This is a genomic window from Aliivibrio sifiae, assembly GCF_002954705.1.
GTDB classification, from domain to species: Bacteria; Pseudomonadota; Gammaproteobacteria; order Enterobacterales; family Vibrionaceae; genus Aliivibrio; species Aliivibrio sifiae_A.
In genome coordinates this window covers 755,324-775,633 of sequence record NZ_MSCO01000002.1, presented here as the reverse complement: position 1 = coordinate 775,633, position 20,310 = coordinate 755,324, and the positions used below count along the sequence as shown (strand labels likewise).

15 protein-coding genes and 1 pseudogene are annotated in these 20,310 nt (G+C 39.0%); 7 read left to right on the top strand and 9 right to left on the bottom strand.

All coding sequences use genetic code 11. The features are described 5' to 3' along the window. The first annotated feature begins 37 nt into the window (after positions 1 to 37). Complete coding sequence (locus tag BTO22_RS14555) at positions 38 to 655, top strand: DNA-J related domain-containing protein (protein WP_012535632.1); 618 nt, start codon at positions 38 to 40, stop codon at positions 653 to 655. 6 nt (positions 656 to 661) lie between these two features. On the opposite strand, the gene BTO22_RS14550 is transcribed toward BTO22_RS14555, so the two are convergent. From BTO22_RS14550 to BTO22_RS14535, 4 genes are all read right to left on the bottom strand, one after another. Next, positions 662 to 2,011 carry a sensor histidine kinase gene (locus BTO22_RS14550; RefSeq protein ID WP_105056105.1) on the bottom strand — a complete coding sequence of 450 codons (1,350 nt, stop codon included), beginning with the start codon at positions 2,009 to 2,011 and terminating at the stop codon, positions 662 to 664. Then, positions 1,992 to 2,669: a response regulator transcription factor gene (locus BTO22_RS14545; RefSeq protein WP_105056104.1), complete on the bottom strand. Its 678-nt coding sequence runs from the start codon at positions 2,667 to 2,669 to the stop codon at positions 1,992 to 1,994. The genes BTO22_RS14550 and BTO22_RS14545 overlap by 20 nt, the downstream gene beginning before the upstream one ends. Before the next feature lie 212 nt (positions 2,670 to 2,881). Continuing rightward, positions 2,882 to 4,345, bottom strand: a complete 1,464-nt coding sequence (gene nagE, locus BTO22_RS14540) for an N-acetylglucosamine-specific PTS transporter subunit IIBC (protein ID WP_105056103.1) — start codon at positions 4,343 to 4,345, stop codon at positions 2,882 to 2,884. Positions 4,346 to 4,502: 157 nt separating this feature from the next. Then, positions 4,503 to 5,687, bottom strand: coding sequence for an NnrS family protein (locus BTO22_RS14535; protein WP_105056102.1), 1,185 nt, complete (start codon positions 5,685 to 5,687; stop codon positions 4,503 to 4,505). 208 nt (positions 5,688 to 5,895) lie between these two features. Between BTO22_RS14535 and BTO22_RS14530 the strand changes: the two genes are divergently transcribed. Beyond that, complete coding sequence (locus BTO22_RS14530; RefSeq protein ID WP_105056101.1) at positions 5,896 to 6,744, top strand: alpha/beta fold hydrolase; 849 nt, start codon at positions 5,896 to 5,898, stop codon at positions 6,742 to 6,744. 52 nt (positions 6,745 to 6,796) lie between these two features. Here the strand turns inward: BTO22_RS14530 and BTO22_RS14525 are convergent, their stop codons facing one another. Then, positions 6,797 to 7,822 carry an acyltransferase family protein gene (locus BTO22_RS14525; RefSeq protein WP_105056100.1) on the bottom strand — a complete coding sequence of 342 codons (1,026 nt, stop codon included), beginning with the start codon at positions 7,820 to 7,822 and terminating at the stop codon, positions 6,797 to 6,799. 190 nt (positions 7,823 to 8,012) lie between these two features. Between BTO22_RS14525 and BTO22_RS14520 the strand changes: the two genes are divergently transcribed. The 5 genes from BTO22_RS14520 (at position 8,013) to copI (ending at position 15,135) form a co-directional block, all read left to right on the top strand. Continuing rightward, positions 8,013 to 8,441, top strand: a complete 429-nt coding sequence (locus BTO22_RS14520) for a hypothetical protein (protein ID WP_105056099.1) — start codon at positions 8,013 to 8,015, stop codon at positions 8,439 to 8,441. A 103-nt stretch (positions 8,442 to 8,544) separates the two neighbouring features. After that, entirely contained in the window at positions 8,545 to 9,879 is a 1,335-nt protein-coding gene (locus BTO22_RS14515) for a TolC family protein (RefSeq protein ID WP_105056098.1), read from the top strand. Between the two features lie 10 nt (positions 9,880 to 9,889). Beyond that, a complete protein-coding gene (locus tag BTO22_RS14510; protein WP_105056097.1) occupies positions 9,890 to 11,359 on the top strand; it encodes an efflux RND transporter periplasmic adaptor subunit in 1,470 nt (489 codons plus the stop codon). Next, entirely contained in the window at positions 11,356 to 14,481 is a 3,126-nt protein-coding gene (locus BTO22_RS14505) for an efflux RND transporter permease subunit (protein WP_105056096.1), read from the top strand. Before BTO22_RS14510 ends, BTO22_RS14505 begins: the two co-directional genes overlap by 4 nt. A 102-nt stretch (positions 14,482 to 14,583) precedes the next feature. Then, complete coding sequence (gene copI, locus BTO22_RS14500; protein ID WP_105056095.1) at positions 14,584 to 15,135, top strand: copper-resistant cuproprotein CopI; 552 nt, start codon at positions 14,584 to 14,586, stop codon at positions 15,133 to 15,135. A 77-nt stretch (positions 15,136 to 15,212) separates the two neighbouring features. Here the strand turns inward: copI and BTO22_RS14495 are convergent, their stop codons facing one another. From BTO22_RS14495 to hutH, 4 genes and pseudogenes are all read right to left on the bottom strand, one after another. Continuing rightward, entirely contained in the window at positions 15,213 to 16,841 is a 1,629-nt protein-coding gene (locus BTO22_RS14495; RefSeq protein ID WP_105056094.1) for a methyl-accepting chemotaxis protein, read from the bottom strand. Between the two features lie 165 nt (positions 16,842 to 17,006). Beyond that, positions 17,007 to 17,252 carry a DUF2164 domain-containing protein gene (locus BTO22_RS14490; RefSeq protein ID WP_105056093.1) on the bottom strand — a complete coding sequence of 82 codons (246 nt, stop codon included), beginning with the start codon at positions 17,250 to 17,252 and terminating at the stop codon, positions 17,007 to 17,009. A gap of 15 nt (positions 17,253 to 17,267) precedes the next feature. Beyond that, positions 17,268 to 18,577: pseudogene (locus BTO22_RS14485) on the bottom strand (MATE family efflux transporter). Positions 18,578 to 18,750: 173 nt separating this feature from the next. Continuing rightward, complete coding sequence (hutH, locus tag BTO22_RS14480) at positions 18,751 to 20,283, bottom strand: histidine ammonia-lyase (protein WP_105056092.1); 1,533 nt, start codon at positions 20,281 to 20,283, stop codon at positions 18,751 to 18,753. Positions 20,284 to 20,310: the final 27 nt, after the last annotated feature.

Below are 20,310 nucleotides of genomic sequence, written 5' to 3'. Positions count from 1 at the left end.
TCTACCGTTAACTTTAAATAATAAAAAGGATGAAAAATTGACAGAAAACACAAACATAGATAACGCTAATGGTGAATTTGAAAACCCATTAGTGTGGTCATTATTTGAGGTGTTGCAAGAGTCAAAACAAGTATGGAAAGTGCATACGTTATCAACTCATCTGATGGAGAAGGGATTACTTAATCATTTAGATGAAAATCCTGAGAAAGACTTATTTAAACGCAATTTTTTGATCATGAATGCACTTTATCAATTGCAAAGTGAGCTGTATCCAGAGCAATGGTTACAAGTAGAATCCATGAATATTTTGTTGTTTCCAGTTTCAAAAACAACAGAAGCGGAATGCGTTATAGATAAAACACATCCTTTGCGTGAATACTATTTAGATTGGTCAAATTACCAAGCGAATGAAGATGAAGTAAAACGATTATTAAATGAGTTTTGGAGTAGTTATCGACGTTATCTTGGTGGGAATAGTATTAAAACGATGGATCGTCACCAAGCATTAAAGTTATTTGGCTTATCAGAAAGTGCAACGACAAAGGAGATCCGTAGGCAGTGGCGAAAACTAGGAATGAAGCACCACCCAGACAGAGAAACCGGTGATGCTAATACCTTTAGAATAATGTGTGAAGCGTGGAATATATTGAGATAGAGGTTGTTATAACTCAGGTTCTAATTTTTCTTGGAACAGCAATCGAGCTCTTAATCCTGGATAATTATCACTTAAACTGATCTGTCCATCGTGTAGTTTCATGACCGTATTAACTAATGCGAGTCCTAAACCAAACCCGTGCTGAGTGCGACTCGGATCTAATCTAACTAATTGACCTAAAGCTCGTTCTCTGTCTTCGGGCTTAATTCCAATACCATTATCAGCAACAACGACACCAAAGCAATCAACAATGACTTCAATTACACCGCCTTCATGAGTGTATTTAATTGCATTATCGATGATATTAAATACGGCACGAAAAAGTAGGCTTGGGTTAGCGTATAAGGGGCAGGGCATTTCTATCGTCAAATATAACTTTTGTTGTTTGTCTAATGCGGTAGGCTCTGCAAATTCGATGGCATCTTGTACTATTTTGCTCAACTCACAGTGTTTTTTATTAACAGGAGTTCCGCCATTTTCTAAGTGATATAACTCCATCATGCCATTGAAGGTATCAAGCAGAAGGGAGAAATCGGATTGTATGTTTTCTAATTTATCCTGATGATAATCGCTTACAGTATTATCATATAAAAGATCTTCAATCCGTAGTTTAATGCGGCCCATTGGGGTTCTTAAATCATGAGCAATATCTACAGTTAATGATTTAAGTTTAGATTCACTCTGTTCCATTTGCTCTAGCATATTATTCAAATGTAAAGCCAGTAAATCAAATTCATTCATATCAGGGCCGACTTTTAAGCGAACATTACGCTCACCTAGCATCACTCGGTTCATGGTCTGATTGACAAGATTTAAGCGTTTAAGAATGTATACGGCAATTAGAATTGCGATTAAGCATAAAGCGATAAAGGGGAAGAAAGTCCCCCAAATAACAGAACTATCTAGTTGTTTTTTAAAACTTAAATATCGCTCTTGATCAATACCTACCGTTAGGAGAGATCCATCAGGAAGTTCTATTCTTGTTGCTCTCATATTGGGTAAATCATTATTGGCCTGATATTGTTTGATCTGTGCAATAACAGGGTAAGAGGTTGACGATGTATTTGTTGGTATTGGGAAGGCATGGTTTACAATTTGATAAATGTAGCGGTTATTATCTTTACTATTATCAATACTTTGCTGAACACCTTCAATACCTTCGTTATTTGCTATGGATTGAAGTTGTGAGGTTTCGCCCTGTAGCCAATCATCAAGGTTTTGGTTATATAAATGCAGAGACGTGGAATACAGTTGATAAAGAAGAAGAGCCATCATCAAGAATAAGCCGACAGCAAACCAGATTAATAGTTTTAAGATGGATGAGCGATACAGCTCATCACGCTTGTCTAATAACATAACCCGCTCCACGTACCGTTTCGATCAGGTTTACTGCGCCACCGTGTTCTAGTTTTTTACGCAATTTAGCAATATGAACATCAATGACGTTGGTTTTAGGATCAAAATGATAATCCCATGCAGCCTCAAATAAGCGCATACGAGAAACGACTTCGTCGATATGCTCTACAAGAAAACGTAATAAAATAAACTCTTTATTTTGTAAGGCGACAGGGGTGTTATTTATCGTTACTTTTTGAGAGCGAAGATTAATCGTTAGGTTGTTTATTTGTATTTCATTCAACGTATTCTCAACTGGACGATTACGGCGCAGAATAATATTAATGCGAGCGAGCAGTTCAGCTAAAGCAAAAGGTTTAGTTAGATAATCATCGCTACCCGCGGTTAAACCTTCGACACGTTGGTCTACGCTATCTAATGCACTAAGAATAAGAACAGGGGTATTGTTGCCTGTCGCTCTAATAGCAGACAAAATCTTTAAACCATCAAGGTTAGGAAGCATGCGATCTAATACAATTAACTGATATTCACAGCTAATCGCCATCATTAAGCCTTCTTTACCATCGCCAGAACTATCAACAATAAAGCCTTCTTGTTCTAATGCTTTTGCAATAAAGTCACGGGTGGTTTGATCGTCTTCAATAACCAATATTTTCATAAGTATTCTCTATATTTAGTTTAGACATTGTAGCAAGAAAAAGAGAGTGATTAGATAACTAGTTTTGAAAATAACGAAAATAGGAATACATCATAAAGAGCCTTAAAGGGGGAAGAATTAAGGCTCTTGAGTTGTACTCTCATAACATCTGGTACGAATATTACGGAGCTTATATCAATTTAACTAAGCATGGTTCGTACTTAATTAGATTGTTATTCGGCTTTTAAAATGACTTTCATTTCAGCAGCAACTTTATCTACTTTTCCTAAACCAATGATAACTTGTAAGCCACCTTTACCCATTGGAACAACACCTGCTGCACCAATTGATTTCAGTTTATCTTTATCAGCAAGGCCAGAGTCTTTTACTGTTAAACGTAGGCGAGTAATACAGTTATCTACTTCTAGAATATTGTCTGCACCACCAATTGCTTCAATGTAGGCATTCGTTACATCGGTAATGTTCTCTTCTACAGAGTCATCTTTATTCATGTCTTCACCACGACCTGGAGTTAGGAAGTTAAACTTCTTAATCGCGAATCTAAAGATGGTGTAGTAAAGAACAAAGAATACAAGACCTTGTGGGATCAACATGTACCATTTAACCGCTAATGGGTTTTGGCTTGAAAGTACAAAATCGACTAAACCTGCAGAGAAACCAAAACCAGCCATCCATTCCATGCTTGCAGCGATGAATAGAGATAGACCCGTTAAGATTGCATGGATTAGGTATAACCATGGAGCAAGGAACATGAAGCTAAATTCTAGCGGTTCAGTGATACCAGTAAAGAATGACGCCATTGCAGCTGCAAGCATGATAGAGAATACAGCGGCTTTATTGCGTTTTTCTGCACAGTGGTACATAGCAAGTGCAGCACCAGGAAGACCAAACATCATAATAGGGAAGAAGCCAGCTTGGTACATACCTGTTTGACCAGGAATACCAGTGCCATTAGCAATAGACTGTGCGCCACCTAAGAAGTTTGGAATGTCATTAATACCAACAACGTCAAACCAGAACACAGGGTAAAGCGCATGATGCATGCCAACACTTAACATTAAACGGTTGAAGAAACCGAACAGACCAGCACCAACAGCACCCATTGATTGTAGTTGAGTACCAAAAGAGATTAGTGCATCAAAAATAGCAGGCCATACGTAAAGAAGTACGAATGATAGAGCCATACCAGCAATTGATGTCAAGATAGGAACTAGACGCTTGCCACTAAAGAAAGCAAGTGCTTTTGGTAGCTCAACCGTAGAGTATTTGTTGTAAATTTCAGCAGAAATAATACCCACTACGATACCAATAAATTGGTTATTGATTTTAGCGAACGCTGCGGGAACTTGATCTAAAGGGATGTTTTCAAGCTGAGCAACAACCGCAGGAGAAAGAAGGGTAGTAACAACGGTAAAAGATATGAAACCTGCTAGTGCCGCCGAACCGTTTTTGTCTTTACTTAAACCAAACGCTACACCAATGGCAAATAGCATCGGCATTACATCAATGATAGCTCCGCCTGATTTAATTAAAAAAGCAGCGAATACACTGTTAGCACCCCAGCCTGTTGGATCCATCCAGTAACCAACACCCATTAATATCGCAGCCGCAGGAAGCGTAGCGACAGGAACCATCAGCGCTTTACCTACTTTTTGCATGTAACCTAATACATTCATATTGTATTCCTCAAAGTAAAAATCATAATTATTTTTAAACTAAGAGAAGAATACAGAGGGGAAGATTAAGGAAAGATTGTGTCAACATTAACTATTGTTAATGTTGACAGTAATTTAATTAATGTGTGAGTTAGATCTTGTTTATTTGCGCTAAAAATTAACCAGGATGACCATCAACTCGTTTTTTGCATAGCATAGGACCAAAATGCCAAACAAATAAGCCAAATGCGAATGCCCATAGTACAGCGGCAATGTTGATCATATCTATCATGTATTCAGGGAAAATCATCACCCCGACAGAACGAACTATTGCTGCAAGAATAATGGCAGAGAAAGCAGGCCACATGACGGGGCCTTTATAGATTTCACGCCCAGTATGCCCCATAGTGACACGAGCGATCATAGCTAAAATAACACCGCCTAACGCCCCAATAGCAAATAAGTGAATCGCGGTATGTGAGATGAATCCATTACTTGCAAAGCCACGAATTAATAAACTTAATGGAATACATAAATAACCCGCATGAAGTGACCATACTAACGGTTCACTCAGTGTTTTGTGGCCTTTCCAACGAGCCATACGAACTAATTGTGCAGAGCCTGCAATTACCATTAAATACGGACTAATCTCTGCTGAGGTAAGAGGAAAAAAGCTCAGAATAAATAGCATTGCCAGAGGAATATTGCATAAGGCTTCTAACCACATCATTGGCTGTGCTTTTTCAAACTGAAAACGTCGAGCAGTAAAGAATGGGATCACTCGTGCGCCCATTACTGAGATTAATAGCGTAAACCACCAAAGCATAGATTCCCAAACCGCTGCAGATGTGAAAGGCGGCATGCCTTTAATTGTTGCATAGCTAGCGAAGTTCGCTGCAATAGCGACTAAAAATAGAGGAATAAAGAAAAAGTTACGAACGCCTTTGGTTTTAATAACTCGAAACCCAACCTCATACGCAATAGCAAGCATGAACAAAGCTTCAATACTTGAAATTAACCAAAGTGGAGCTGAAGTCCAGAATAAAACTCTTGGTAACAGCCATAAAAAGACAATAAAACCGAGTCGTTTATCAGATGTCCCTTTAACGCCAGTCCAGTTCTGAACCGCGCTTAGTACAAAACCAGCGACAATTGCCATAGAAAAACCAAATAGCATTTCATGTACGTGCCACCAAAGAGCGGGTACATTTAAATAAGTTGGTTGGCCTGTTTGAAATGCCCATACCCATACAGCAACAGCAATAATGGCGTAGATGCTGCCTAATAAAAAGAAAGGTCGAAAACCTAAACGTAGAATAGGTGGGATTTTTTCTTCGACAGCTTTATCTGTGATATTTATCATGTGCTTGTTCTCAATTCATAACGACAAAATAAGTATAACCGATAGCAAAAATAATAACATGTATTTTTTATGCACGTTTAATTTTGAGCTTAGTTCTAAATCGCTAAAACCCTATTTGTGATCTAATTGTTAGAAAATAGATCGATTACTCGACAATAAATACGCTTTATATAAGATAAGAGCATAATAATGAAGAATGGAAGAAATCATGAGTCAGGACATCTATTTTGGAACAGAAAAAAAGTTCAGCTTTAAACGCAGTGCTTTAAATGCAGTTACTCGTTTACACCATTTATTAATTCCAAGTCACGCAAAGAAAATGGGGCGAAAGTTATTATTGACCCCTGTGAGAACCAAGCCAAAAAACTCAGAACCAAAAGGGTTAATAAAGAGTAAGTTAAACTCACCAGAAGGAGAACTTAGCCTTTATCAACTTGGTTCTGGTCCTGTGTGGATAATGGCCCATGGTTGGTCGGGTAATTCTAGTCAGTTCTTTCCACTAATGGAGCATATAGCTTCCCAAGGTTTTACTGCGGTTGCTTTTGATCATCCAGCTCATGGTGAGAGTGGAGGTGAGCATGCCCATTTACCCGCCTTTATTGAAGGGATAAATGCAGTATTAGATGCTAAAGAAAATGTGGTTGGTGTGGTGGCTCATAGTATGGGTACAGCAGCAGTTTTAGAGTGTCATCATGTAAAATTAGAACAGGTACCACTGCTTTTAATTGCACCAGTACTGAACTATACCGAGAATCTATTTCGAAGTATCGAGCGTTCAGGCTACTCAATCAAATTGTTTAAAGCGATTGTGGGCGACATAGAAGATAAATATCAACGTTCTATTGATAGTTTTAATCCTTATCAGCGTTTACAACAACGTACCAGTCAAACCATTATAGTGCATGATAAGAAAGACAGATTTAGCAGTTTTGATCTCTCTAAATCGGCTTCTGAGTATATTGAACATGTCACCCTATACCCAACAGAAAACCAAGGGCATGGGAGAGTGATGTCAAGCAAAGAAGCGATGAAGGCTTTTGATGATTTGAATAAATAACAAATTAACGATACCTAAGTAACCACAGAGATAATTTAGGTATCGTGATTTGTTATCTAAATAATAAGCGTCTTAATAATGTTTTACCCATAACTAAAACAAATGAAGTCGACAAAGCGACTGTTCCAAAAACAATCATAAAATCTCGCATTGCTAATGTCATCCCCAGCATTCCTGTAATGTTCAGCATCACGACTACACACAACAAATGACATACATAAATGCTAAGTACATGTTTACTTAGTATAAAAGTCAGAGGATGGTTTCCTATGCTAGGTTTAGATAACAATAGCAAAAATAACCCAATTCCAATTAATGGCGTTCCCATTAAGAAATCATGAAGATTAAATGCAACATCATAATTAGTTAACCAATACGCCTCGCCAAAATGAATAACAAAACCGATAACTAGCAATAACATTGATTTAGTTGAGGATAGGGTTATGTTACGACGTCTAAGTTCAAAGCCAATCACAACCATTAAGGTACTAAAGAAAGGACCATTACGAGTAAAAAATGGAGTCCATACTTCGGTGAGAGTCTGGTAGCTACCGCCCATAACACCATACACATATAAGATCACTGCAACAGGGATAATTAATGACTGTTTATTTAGGTGTATCAGTAAGGCAATAATCGCAACAGCCATAACTAGTGCAGGTATAAACCATAAATGCACCATACCTCCTTCCATTAAAGCATTTAAAGGGTTTGTCGTTAGCCAATTCCAGTAACCAGTACGCTCAATTAAGTAACCATCAGTTGCCGCTCGTTGCCAGTTAAATGGCATTGCTAAGCATAAAGCACTCCACACTAGCCAAATCTTCAATAATGGTGATGAGTAGTGTTTAAGGGTATTGAACGGTGATGTTGATAACTTAGGTTGGATCAAGTAACCAGACAGAATAAAAAAGAAGGGAACAGCAAAACGGGTCAGTTGATTAAAAGCATAACCAAAAACGGGAACATCATCGACTAATAAATACGTCATGAAGATTTGAGAATGCAAAGCAATAATCGCAAACAGAGCGAACAGTCGCCCAAGCTCTAAGCTCGCGATTTTATGAGAGTTTTCCATTAAAAGAACATCCTTGAATTTTTGCGTAATTTATCAAGTACTTTTAATAAAATATATGCGTTAGGTTAATTCATTGAGGTTTTAACACTGTGTGTTTCCATAAATGAGAGAGTTTTCACATAAAATCATTGACCTTACCCCTAGTGGAAGCATTATTATCTACTCAGTTCATTATTACTGGGTATGATTTGTGTTCACTTCTTTTTCTAAATGGTTGGTAACAAGCGTTACGCTGATGGCATTAGTGCTATCCAGTGTTGCTTATAGCTATCCAATGAAAATGGAAGGAATGATGATGAATACGCAGATGAATGAAGCTCACAGCTCAAATTCCATGGAGGATATGAGTGACTGTATGCCTGATTGTCATTCGCAAGAAGATCCCCAGAGTAGTTATTTTCAATGTGATATGTCATCCATGTCTATGAATAACAGCAGCCATTGTTCAGATAAAGGGGATAGCTGTTGTAAAACTGTATGTGTTGTGTCTGTTTACTCCCTACCTATAGGGTTAAAAACACATATTAATTCTTTAGCTCTTGCTATCAGCTACGACCATTATAATGAGCAAACACGTTCATTTACCTCTTCTTCGCTTTACCGCCCCCCAATAGCATAATTCCAATTAAATCAATTAACTAAATAAGATTTTTAACGCTTATTTACGGTTTAATCATGGTAATGATCCGTCTTTATGATCATGCCATTATTGGAATGATTCCATGAAAAATATACTAAGAACCCGCTCTAAAAAAGTGTGGTTAGCTTCAATGATCTCGCTCGTACTTTCAAGTCAAGCCTTGGCAGAAAGTCAATTGACACAGCTCATTGAACAAGCATTGTCTTCAGATGCAAGTCGAGAGCAAATATACGCGCAATCACAAGCATTACGCTCCACGGGTATTGCAAGTTCAACGCTTGCCGATCCAACCCTCAAAGTCGGCTTTGGTGGCTTACCTGTCGATAGCTTTAAGTTTGATGAAGATCCAATGACTAATATTTCTGTCGGACTTATGCAGAAGTTTGGGCGAGGCTCAAGTTTAGACTTACAGCAAAAACAAACCGGGCAGCAAGCTGATGTGATGGCGATGCAAATTCAAGTTCGAGAACTCGATGTAGCAAATACAATCACCCAACTGTGGATAGAGCTAGGCTTCTTACAAAAAGCAGAAGCAATTTTGCATGAAAACCGTCAGCTCTTGTCTGAAATGGAAAGGTACATTAATACCAATTACGCCATTGGTAAAAGTGAAAGTCAGGATCTTCTTCAAGCACAGCTTCAGCTAACTCGACTCGATGAGAAGTTGCAAACAAATCGTCAATTACAAGGGCGAATTTATGCGCAGCTTAGCGAATGGCTACCTAACTTAGCGGATCAAAAATCAAAAGACATAACACCACTAGAGTGGTCTACCTTAAATCGACTATTAGCGAGTAAATCCCCTCAAGATACTGAGTATTATGACTTATTAGGTGAAAATCCAACCGTTAAAATGAGTGAGTTAACGATCACGGCAACTAAAACAAAAGTGGATATTGCTAATGAATCTTACTCTCCTCAATTTGGTGTCGAGGTCATGTACGGTTATCGTCAAGCGAATGGAATGGGAGGGCAACCCGCCTCTGATTTAGTCAGCGCTTATTTAACGATGGATATCCCTCTGTTTACCGATAAACGTCAAGACCAAAATTATGCGGCTGCACAATATCAAGTAGGCTCTGCGAAGTCACAACGTGATGTGTTATTGCGACAATTGAATGCCAAAGTGAATTCATTGCTGGTGGATAAAGTGAATTTTGAACAACGTCTTTCTCGTTACAACAATACATTATTACCTCAAGCAAAAGAAAGAACCAAAGCGGTAGAACGAGGTTATGAAAATAATACTGCGCAATTTAATGATGTGATTTCCGCAGCCAATGATGAGCTGAGTATTGAGTTAGAGAAACAGCGTTTATTCAGTGATTTAAATAAAACATACAGTAACTTAGCCTTTTATTTAAATGGCTTTGATTACACCGTTTCTGCACCACAAATAATCCCGTCTGAGCATTAAGGAAGAGAATATGAAACCAATTAAAATAGCATTACTTTCAATTGTTATTGGCGGTGTCGTTGGTGCAACGAGCATGAATTTATACTCGGGACACACAATGAGCGCAATGTCGATGACGGCTCAAGAAAATAGCGGATCATCAAGCAGTAAGCCTTTGTATTGGGTTGCTCCAATGGATGCTAATTATCGTAGAGATCAGCCGGGTAAATCACCAATGGGGATGGATTTAGTGCCTGTTTATGCCGACGATGCACAAGGTGAGAAGTCACCAGCAGGAACCGTAATAATAGATCCAAGCGTAGTGAACAATTTAGGCGTAAAAAGTGCATTTGTTGAGAAAACGATCCTGTCTCCAAATATAGATACTGTGGGTTATATCGCGTTTGATGAAAGTAAGTTGTGGCAAGTAAACGTACGTGCCGCGGGGTGGGTTGATAAGCTAAATATTAATGCAATAGGTGAAAAGGTAAATAAGGGGGATGTGTTATTTACGCTTTACTCACCTGAACTAGTTAAAGCACAAGAAGAACTACTAAACGCGTATCGAACCGGTCGAAAAGGACTGGTCAAAGGTGCAAGAGAGCGTTTGCATTCACTCGGGGTGGATAAAGCTCAAGTTAATTCTATTGTTAGAAGCGGTAAAGCAAATAAAAACATAGAGATAAAAGCCACTTCAAGCGGTGTAATTGCAAGTTTAAATATTCGAGAAGGGGGTTATTTATCACCCTCTCAAATCGTTATTAGTGCCGGGCCGTTAGACAATGTCTGGGTAGATGCTGAAGTCTTTGAGCGTCAGGCTCACTGGTTATCTTCTGGTAACAAAGCGGTGATGACATTAGATGCCGTTCCTGGAAAAACATGGGAAGGTGAAGTTGACTATGTTTATCCGATTTTGGACCCAAAAACACGAACCATGCGTATGCGTTTAAAATTTAATAACCAAGATGGTGCATTGAAACCGAATATGTTCGCTAACATCACTATTCACCCTAAAACAAAAGAAGAGGTATTAACCATTCCTCGCCAAGCAGTTATACGTTCAAATGGCATGGCGCGAGTAGTATTAGATGAAGGTAATGGCAAATATCGCTCAGCTCGAGTTATCGCCGGCCGTGAAGCAGGCAATAAAGTAGAAATAGTTAAGGGGTTGAAAGAAAAAGATAAAGTCGTTACATCTGCTCAATTCTTGTTGGATTCTGAATCAAGTAAGACCGCAGAACTAAGCCGAATTAATGGCCCTGAAAACAGTGTTTGGGTTTCTGGCAATATTACTATGCTAATGGCAGATTTTGGCATGGTTACTTTTGATCATAAAGCCGTATCACAATGGGATTGGGAAGCGGGTGAAATGAACTTTTCTGTAGAGCAAGGCATTGATTTGACATCTTTTCAAGAAGGTGAAGCGGTTCAGTTTCTAGTTCAAAAAGTAAATGATGAATATCAATTACTTGAGATTGAGAAAGAAGGGGCATTATTATGATCCCCGTCATTATTCGTTGGTCGATTAAAAATCGATTTTTAGTTCTGGTTGCGACTTTTGCTTTAGTTGTTGCAGGAATTTACAGTGTAAAGAATACACCAGTTGATGCTTTGCCTGATCTTTCTGATGTTCAAGTGATCATTAAAACCAGCTACCCAGGACAAGCACCTCAAGTGGTGGAGGATCAGGTGACTTACCCGTTAACTACCGCCATGCTTGCGGTTCCGGGGGCGGAAACGGTTCGTGGTTTTTCATTTTTTGGTGATTCTTATGTTTATATCATTTTTAATGATGATACCGACATGTACTGGGCGCGTTCGAGGGTGTTAGAGTATTTAAGCCAAGTTGCGCCTAGATTACCTGCAGAAGCAAAGCCCACATTAGGGCCTGATGCGACAGGGGTGGGCTGGGTATACAGTTATGTATTACAAGATAAAACCGGTAAGCACGATTTAGCGGAATTACGCAGCTTACAAGATTGGTTTTTAAAATATGAACTGCAAACTGTCGATGGCGTATCAGAAGTTGCTACGGTAGGTGGAATGGTGAAGCAATATCAGGTAGAAATCGATCCTGATAAATTGCGAGCTTATAATCTAACGCTGCAACAAATTAATAAAGCCATTAAAGATGGGAATCAAGAGGCGGGCGCTTCGGTTATCGAAGTCGCTGAAGCGGAGCATATGGTCCGTACATCGGGTTACTTAAGTAGTATTGAAGACATAGAATCATTACCGCTCAAAGTAACCGATAAGGGAACGCCTTTATTACTTGGTGATATCGCAGATATTAATCTTGGACCACAAATGCGCCGTGGTATCTCTGAATTTAATGGAGAAGGCGAAGCTGTTGGTGGTGTGATAGTAATGCGATTTGGTGAGAATGCCAGTTACGTTATTTCAAATGTAAAAGAGAAATTAGCTCAATTACAAAAAGGCTTACCAGAAGGAGTTGAAATCAAAGCGACTTATGATCGCTCTACGCTTATTGACCATGCAGTAACGAATTTATGGGAGAAACTGGCTGAAGAGTTTATCGTCGTTGCCATTGTTTGTGCTTTATTCTTATTCCACATTCGTTCTTCGTTGGTCATTGCATTAAGTCTGCCTGTTGGGATCCTGTGTGCGTTCATTGTTATGCATTGGCAGGGCATCAATGCCAATATCATGTCACTAGGTGGTATCGCAATTGCCATTGGTGCAATGGTTGATGGTGCTATTGTAATGATAGAAAACGTACATAAGCATATAGAGAAAACACCACTAACGGATGAAAACCGTTGGAAGGTAATAGGAAAAGCAGCAGAAGAAGTTGGCCCACCACTATTTTTCTCACTACTTATCATTACCTTAAGTTTTGTTCCTGTGTTTGCATTAGAAGGCCAAGAAGGGAAGATGTTCTCTCCATTAGCCTTCACAAAAACCTTTGCAATGGCAGCTTCTGCTGGCTTAGCAATTACCTTAGTACCGGTATTAATGGGCTATTTCGTTCGAGGTAAAATATTGCCTGAGAACAAAAACCCAATAAACAAAACGCTAGTGGCGCTATATAGACCATTATTGAATTTGAGTTTACGTTTTCCGAAAACGATACTTTTGGTTGCGGTTATATTAATGGGATCGTCCTATTACCCAATCTCTAAAATGGGCAGTGAGTTTATTCCTCCATTGGATGAGGGCGATTTAATGTACATGCCAACAACCTATCCAGGGATCTCTATTGGTAAAGCGCGTGAGTTATTACAGCAAACCAATAAATTGATTAAAACCGTTCCAGAAGTCGATACCGTGTGGGGAAAAGTAGGTCGAGCAGAAACAGCGACCGATCCGGCACCATTAACCATGATAGAAACAGTGATTCAATTTAAACCAAAAGACGAATGGCGTGACGGCGTAACTACTGAGTCAATTAAAAAAGAACTGGACCAATTGATTCAATTTCCTGGAATAACGAATGCGTGGGTAATGCCAATCAAAACGCGTATCGATATGTTAGCGACAGGAATTAAAACGCCAATAGGGATAAAGATAGCAGGTCCTGATTTGAAAATAATTGAGAAAATTGGTGCAGATCTCGAACCTATCCTAAATAACATTAAAGGAACCACCTCGGTTTATGCAGAACGTGTGGCTGGTGGACGTTATGTGAATATAGACATTAAACGTCGTCAAGCCGCTCGATATGGGTTGAACATTAAAGAGATTCAACAAGTCATTTCAACGGCTGTTGGTGGGATGAATGTAAGTGAAACGATTGAAGGGCTAGAGCGCTATCCAATTAATGTTCGTTACCCGCAATCGTATCGTGATTCAGTCGTTAAATTGCAGAACTTACCATTGATCACAGCAAATGGCGCTCGAATTGCTTTAGCTGATGTCGCTGATATTCGTTATGAAGATGGTCCTCCGATGATAAAAACAGAAAATGCACGACCTAATGGTTGGGTATTTGTCGATATTGATGGTCGAGATTTGGGCTCTTATGTTCACGAAGCTCAACAAGCAGTACATGACCAATTGGATTTACCTGCTGGCTATTCTCTTGGTTGGTCTGGTCAATACGAATACATGGAACGAGCAAAAGAGAAATTAACGACGGTTATTCCAGTAACTATCGCGATTATTATGCTGCTTTTGTATTTAAGCTTTAAACGAATGGGTGAAGTGTTAATTATCATGGGAACATTACCGTTAGCTATGGTTGGCGGTCTGTGGCTAATGCATATATTAAACTTTAATTTCTCGATAGCTGTTGGTGTAGGGTTTATTGCTTTGTCTGGTGTTGCGGTTGAGATCGGTGTGATCATGCTGGTGTATTTGAACCAAGCATGGAGTGAAAAACAGAGTAATGCTCAAAAGAAAAATACAGAGCTTACTCAACAAGCGCTAATACAAGCGATTAAAGAAGGAGCTGGCTTACGTGTTCGTCCTGTAATGATGACGGTATTAACAGTGATTATTGGTTTAATTCCAATCATGTATGGCTCAGGAATAGGGTCTGAAGTCATGCAACGTATTGCGGCACCAATGATTGGTGGAATGGCGTCAGCATTGTTATTGACCCTAGTGGTTATTCCTGCGGTATTCAAATTATGGAAACAGCGTCAGTGCCAAGGCTTTTAAAAATAAAGCATAAATATAACTATTTGAAATAAAAACATGAGTGACTTGTACCCGTGGTGGGAATAAGTCACGCAATAAATAATTAGATAAAAGGTGATTAAAATGAAAAAGACAGTATTAGCAATCGCACTATCATTGGTCGTAAGTTCGGCAATGGCAGAGATGGACCACAGCAAAATGGATCACGGTTCAATGGATATGAAAGGAATGGACCATTCAAAAATGAATATGAAAGACATGGATATGAACAAGATGGAAGGTATGTCTATGAAGGATATGAATGCGGTAGGTATGCCAGCAACAGGTATGAAACCAAACAAAGTTGTACACGTTATTCTATCTGATGATATGAAAATTACCTTTAAGAAAGAAGTCGATATTGAACCTAATGATATCGTGCAATTTGTGATCATGAATACAGGTAAAATTGACCATGAGTTTGCTATTGGTAATGAATCTGAGCAATTAGAACATCGTGAAATGATGAAAAAAATGACATCGGGTCATGCACATGACAGTGGCAGTACCGTAACCGTCCAACCTGGAAAAGCAAAACAGATTACATGGCATTTCCATGGTGACAATAAGGTAGAGTTTGCGTGTAATATTCCAGGGCACGCAGAAGCGGGAATGGTAAAGAAAGTGACGTTATAAGTAGTTACGTTTAATATGACAAAGCGGTAAGGTGGGTGGCCTTACCGCTTTTTTTATATCAAGGCTTTATCTAAAAATTACAACTTAAAGAATGCCAATTGCTCTTTTTGTTGCTCAGCTAATCGAGATAATTCATTACTTGCACTAGCACTTTGGCTAATGCCTGTCACATTTTGATTTACAAGCTCAGACATATTCACCACGTTACGGTTAATGTCTTGAGTGACTTGAGATTGCTCTTCGGCAGCAGTAGCAACTTGAGTATTCATGTCATTAATAGCGGTAATTGATTCAGTGATGCTAACTAGAGCATCACCCGCCTTTGCTGTTAACTCTTTATTTAATTCAAGTTTATCAAGACTGGTTTGCATGCTGTCATTAGCTAAGCCTGACTGTTCTTGTAGTGATTCAATAATAGTTTGAATCTCTTTAGTTGACTCTTGAGTACGAGCAGCAAGCAGACGGACTTCATCAGCAACTACGGCAAAACCACGACCAGATTCACCTGCGCGCGCAGCTTCAATGGCAGCATTCAATGCAAGAAGGTTTGTTTGTTCTGAAACACCACGGATTACTTCGACAACATTATTGATTTGTTCCGATTGCTCTTTTAAGCGATTAACAACCACTGCAGCATCGGTTAGTGCATTTGCCATATCTTCGCTTGCTTGATTACTTTGAGTAAAGATATCTAAACCAGAGCGAGCAAGTTTGTTTGTATCACGAGCTGTTCTATCTGCTGACAAGGCGTTATCACTTACATTATCAGCAGTGCTGGATAATTCGTTAACAGCAGAGGCAACTTGTTCAATTTCACTGAGTTCTTTTTGTGAATTTACTTCTGATTCTGTCATTACAGCTGCCAATTCAGTTGATGCTGCTGCAACATCTTCACTGATACGAGATAGTGCTTCAACAGTCGTTTGTAGTTGAGTTGCGGTTGTATTTATGTCTTTGCTTAATTCAGAAATTTCATTATCACCATTAGCGTCAGCGCGAACGGTTAAATCACCTTCTGCTAAGCGACGAATGATAACTTGGATTTTTTTGATAGGGGTAACGATAAGGCCGGATAACCACCAGGCACTGATCATTGAAAGGATAAACACTGCTAAAATGCTTAAACTAGCATTAAACTTAACTTGTGTGTTTTTTTTATAACTTTCTTGCATAGCAATATCAGAAAGTTTATTTACTTGTTGAGAAAGGCTGTTGATAGACTCAATCATGAGATTTCCGATATCACGGTACTGAGAGATTAAATTGCTATAATTTTCATTAACGGTAGCGCCACTTTCTTTTTTGTTTAAGTAATTAACAATTTTATGTGAAAACTGAACGTAATCATTAATATTAGAGCGGACTTGTTTTACGTCACGAGCGAATGTTTTTCTTTCTTCCATTTCATCAAGCAAAGCATTAATGCTACTTACTTTACTTTTTAGCTCGTTTGTAAAGTTGTCACGACGACTTGTATCATAAATAGCATAAACAGCACCTATACGTAACGGATAAACGATATCATCGACTTTAGCAAGTTGATCTTTGTAAAAGACAAAAGAATTAGTGTTGCTTGCAATGATGTTTTGTTCTTCTTCCAAGGTAGAAGCAGTAAAACCTAGAGAAATGAATAAGGCTAGAGCAGTAAGGATGACGGGTAATAATATTTGAATACGTATCGACGTATTTTTTAAAGAAAATTGCATTTAAGCCTCTTATTTTTGAAAGAAAAGTAAATTGTGTAATATTTACGTCATGTTTTCGAAAATTTTAGACTTTTGTCACGGTTTTGTCGATAGTAATTGTAACAAGTTATGATTTTTTTTGCCTTTAATCATTGATGTATCAGTTAAGTATTTGTTCTAATGATACTAATTTTCAATTATTTCAATTTCATAGATTTCATCAGCAATATCTTGTGTTTTACGTTCTATAATGGTTTGAGCGTCGGCTAATCCTTGATTATAAAAAACAGGACCGGTTTGCTTAATTATAAAGTCCAATAAAAACTCTCCGTCAAACTGACCAAGCTCAGTATCTAGTTCTTGTTCAAAATAGTGTTGAAATTTTTGTACTAACTCATCTCGTTTGTTTTTTGGTAATGTAATTGTTGTCATGATATTCCCTTAATTCTAATCGTTATTTTGAAGTTTATTAATCGCTTGAGTGTACATTATCCAAGCCATTATCCCTGCCATTGTATTACCAATTAATGCCCCGATGAAAACGCCATGCAGCCCAAATAATGTAGAACCGAGCCATATCATAGGTAAAAAGCAGACGAATAATCTAAGTATCGAAATAGTGAGAGCCCGGATTGATACACCTAACGCATTACAAACGGAAACCATCAGCATGCAAATACCTAAAGAGCCAAGGCTGGCAGGCACCCACATAAGATAAGATTGAATAACGGCCATTACATTGGTGTCCGTACTTAATAAATTAGCTAATGGCTTGGCAATTACAAACAATAAGACAGCGAGGCTGATTTGCCAAGCTAAGACAAATTTAGCTGCAATTTTGATCAGCTTTTGAATTTCATTAAATTGTTTAGCACCAAGCATTTTCCCAACCATTGGGGGAATTGACATGGTTAAAGCAAGTACGATCACAATAGCAAAAAACTCGATACGTGAAGCCATGGCCCAACCTGCTACTGCAGCTGCTCCAAAACTTGCAATAATTTTAGTAGCCATCATTGAAGAGAGTGGTGGCAGTAATTGGCTCATCATTGCAGGAGACATAACCGAATTTAATTCTTTTATAGAGTGAAGTATTGGTAAATTTCCCCAAGAGAAAGAGATCCAGTGACGTTTAAATATAGAAGGGAGGATGATACAGAACCCAATAGAGAAAGAGACAATGGTTGCCCATGCTGCCCCGTTTAGTCCTAAGTTAAAATGAAAGATGAAAATAGGATCTAGTATCATATTTATAATACTGGTTATTACCATCATTAAACCAGGTAGCTTTGTATCTCCATTGGCACGACATACACTGTAAGCAAAATAGATCATAGCGCCAGTCCAGCAACTTGCTAACCATATTGGCCAATAATCATCTATTACGTGAAATACATCCGCTTGTGCACCAAGTAAATTCAGTATTGTTCCGCGAGAAAACCAAATCAATAGGCACATAGTAAATACCATGACGGCACCTAATACCATGACTAGGCCACGAGTTGTCTGGCTTTTTCATTATTCTTTTCACCAAGAACGCGCGCTATTATTGCTGTCGTTGCAATACCTAGACCAACTTGAAGACCAATAATCACCATTTGTAATGGCATAGTAAAGCCTTGGGCCGCAAGAGGAAGGATCCCTAACTGACCAATAAAGGCACTATCAACTAATTGAAAGCTCATTAAAGAAAGTACACCAAACATCATTGGCCAGGTCATTTGAAAAAGTTGTTTTGAGAGGGAAGAGGTTGGCATGATGATTAAGTGCTCGTTAGCTATTGGTTGGCCATTGTACTGATTATAGAGTAAGACACAAATAGGAGCCTGATTACTTTTAATTTTATGATAAAAAGCCTCTATGAAAATAAATGCTTGTAATTATTCATAGAGGCGGAGAATAGAAACCTTATATTTAATTAAAAAATCTATTAAATACTCGGCAACAAAGAGTCAGGCATTAAGGCGTTGTACTTTGCTTCTAGCAGTAAGGTATTAGCTTTAGCTATGTCTGGTGCAAAGTAACGGTCTTTATCATAGAAATCGACACGTTCACGCAGCATGCTTTTGGCTTCTTCAATACGTACTGAACTCTTATTTGGTGATCTAAAGTCTAGACCTTGTGCTGATGCCAATAGCTCTACGGCTAATATACCACGCGTATTCTCCGCCATATCCCCTAGGCGACGGCCAGCAAAAGTTGCCATTGATACGTGATCTTCTTGGTTGGCTGAGGTTGGTAAACTGTCTATAGAAGCTGGGTGAGCTAATGTTTTGTTTTCACTGGCTAGTGCAGCTGCGGTAACCTGAGCAATCATAAAGCCCGAGTTTACTCCGCCATTATCAACTAAGAATGGAGGAAGTTTACTTAAACCACTATCAATTAGAAGCGCCATTCGACGTTCTGATAAACTGCCAATTTCAGCAATCGCGAGAGCAAGATTATCAGCGGCCATTGCAACAGGTTCAGCATGAAAATTACCGCCAGAGATAATGTCACCATCATCAGCAAAGACTAAAGGATTATCTGACACTGAATTCGCTTCCACTTCTAGCGTGTCTGCCGAATTTCTTATTTGCTGTAAACAAGCGCCCATCACTTGGGGCTGGCAACGTAATGAATAGGGATCTTGTACTCGTTCACAGCATTGATGAGAAAGACCGATCTCACTGCTTTGGCCTAATAAGTGACGGTAACCTAAAGCGGCATCCATTTGGCTACGATGTCCACGCACGCGGTGAATTCGTGGATCAAACGGCTTACGGCTTCCAAGTGCGGCTTCTACAGACATTGCGCCACATACGGTGGCTGCAGCATAAAGATCTTCAGCCGCAAATAAGCCTTCTAAAGCAAAGGCAGTAGAGGCTTGAGTTCCGTTGAGTAGTGCTAATCCTTCTTTTGGAGCCAGTGTTATTGGAGTTAATCCTGCTATTTCTAGGGCTTTTTGTCCTGAAATCACTTCGCCTTTATAACGAGCTTCCCCTTCGCCTAGTAAAACGGTACTCATGTGAGCTAAAGGAGCAAGATCACCAGAAGCCCCCACAGAGCCTTTTTTAGGAATACACGGATAAACTTCTGAATTGACCAATTGCATTAATGCATTAACGACGGATGGGCGAATACCAGAATAACCACGCGAAAGACTATTTACTTTAAGCGTAATCATTAAGCGCACGGTGGCATCATTCATGAACTCACCGATACCAGCAGCATGGGAGAGAACAATACTGCGCTGTAAGGTTTCTACATCTTCTTCTGCAATGCAGGTATTGGCGAGCAAACCAAACCCTGTATTAATGCCATAAACAGTTTTACCGTCTCGGATCACCTGAGCAACCACCTCGGCACTGGTGATCATATCGGGTAATGCATCTGGACTTAATGACAGTTGAGTCGGCTGGCGGCTCACTTCACGTAATTGTTTTAGAGATAACTTGCCTGGGATAATTTCTAATGAATACATAGTTCGTTTCTCGTTATGGTTGTGATA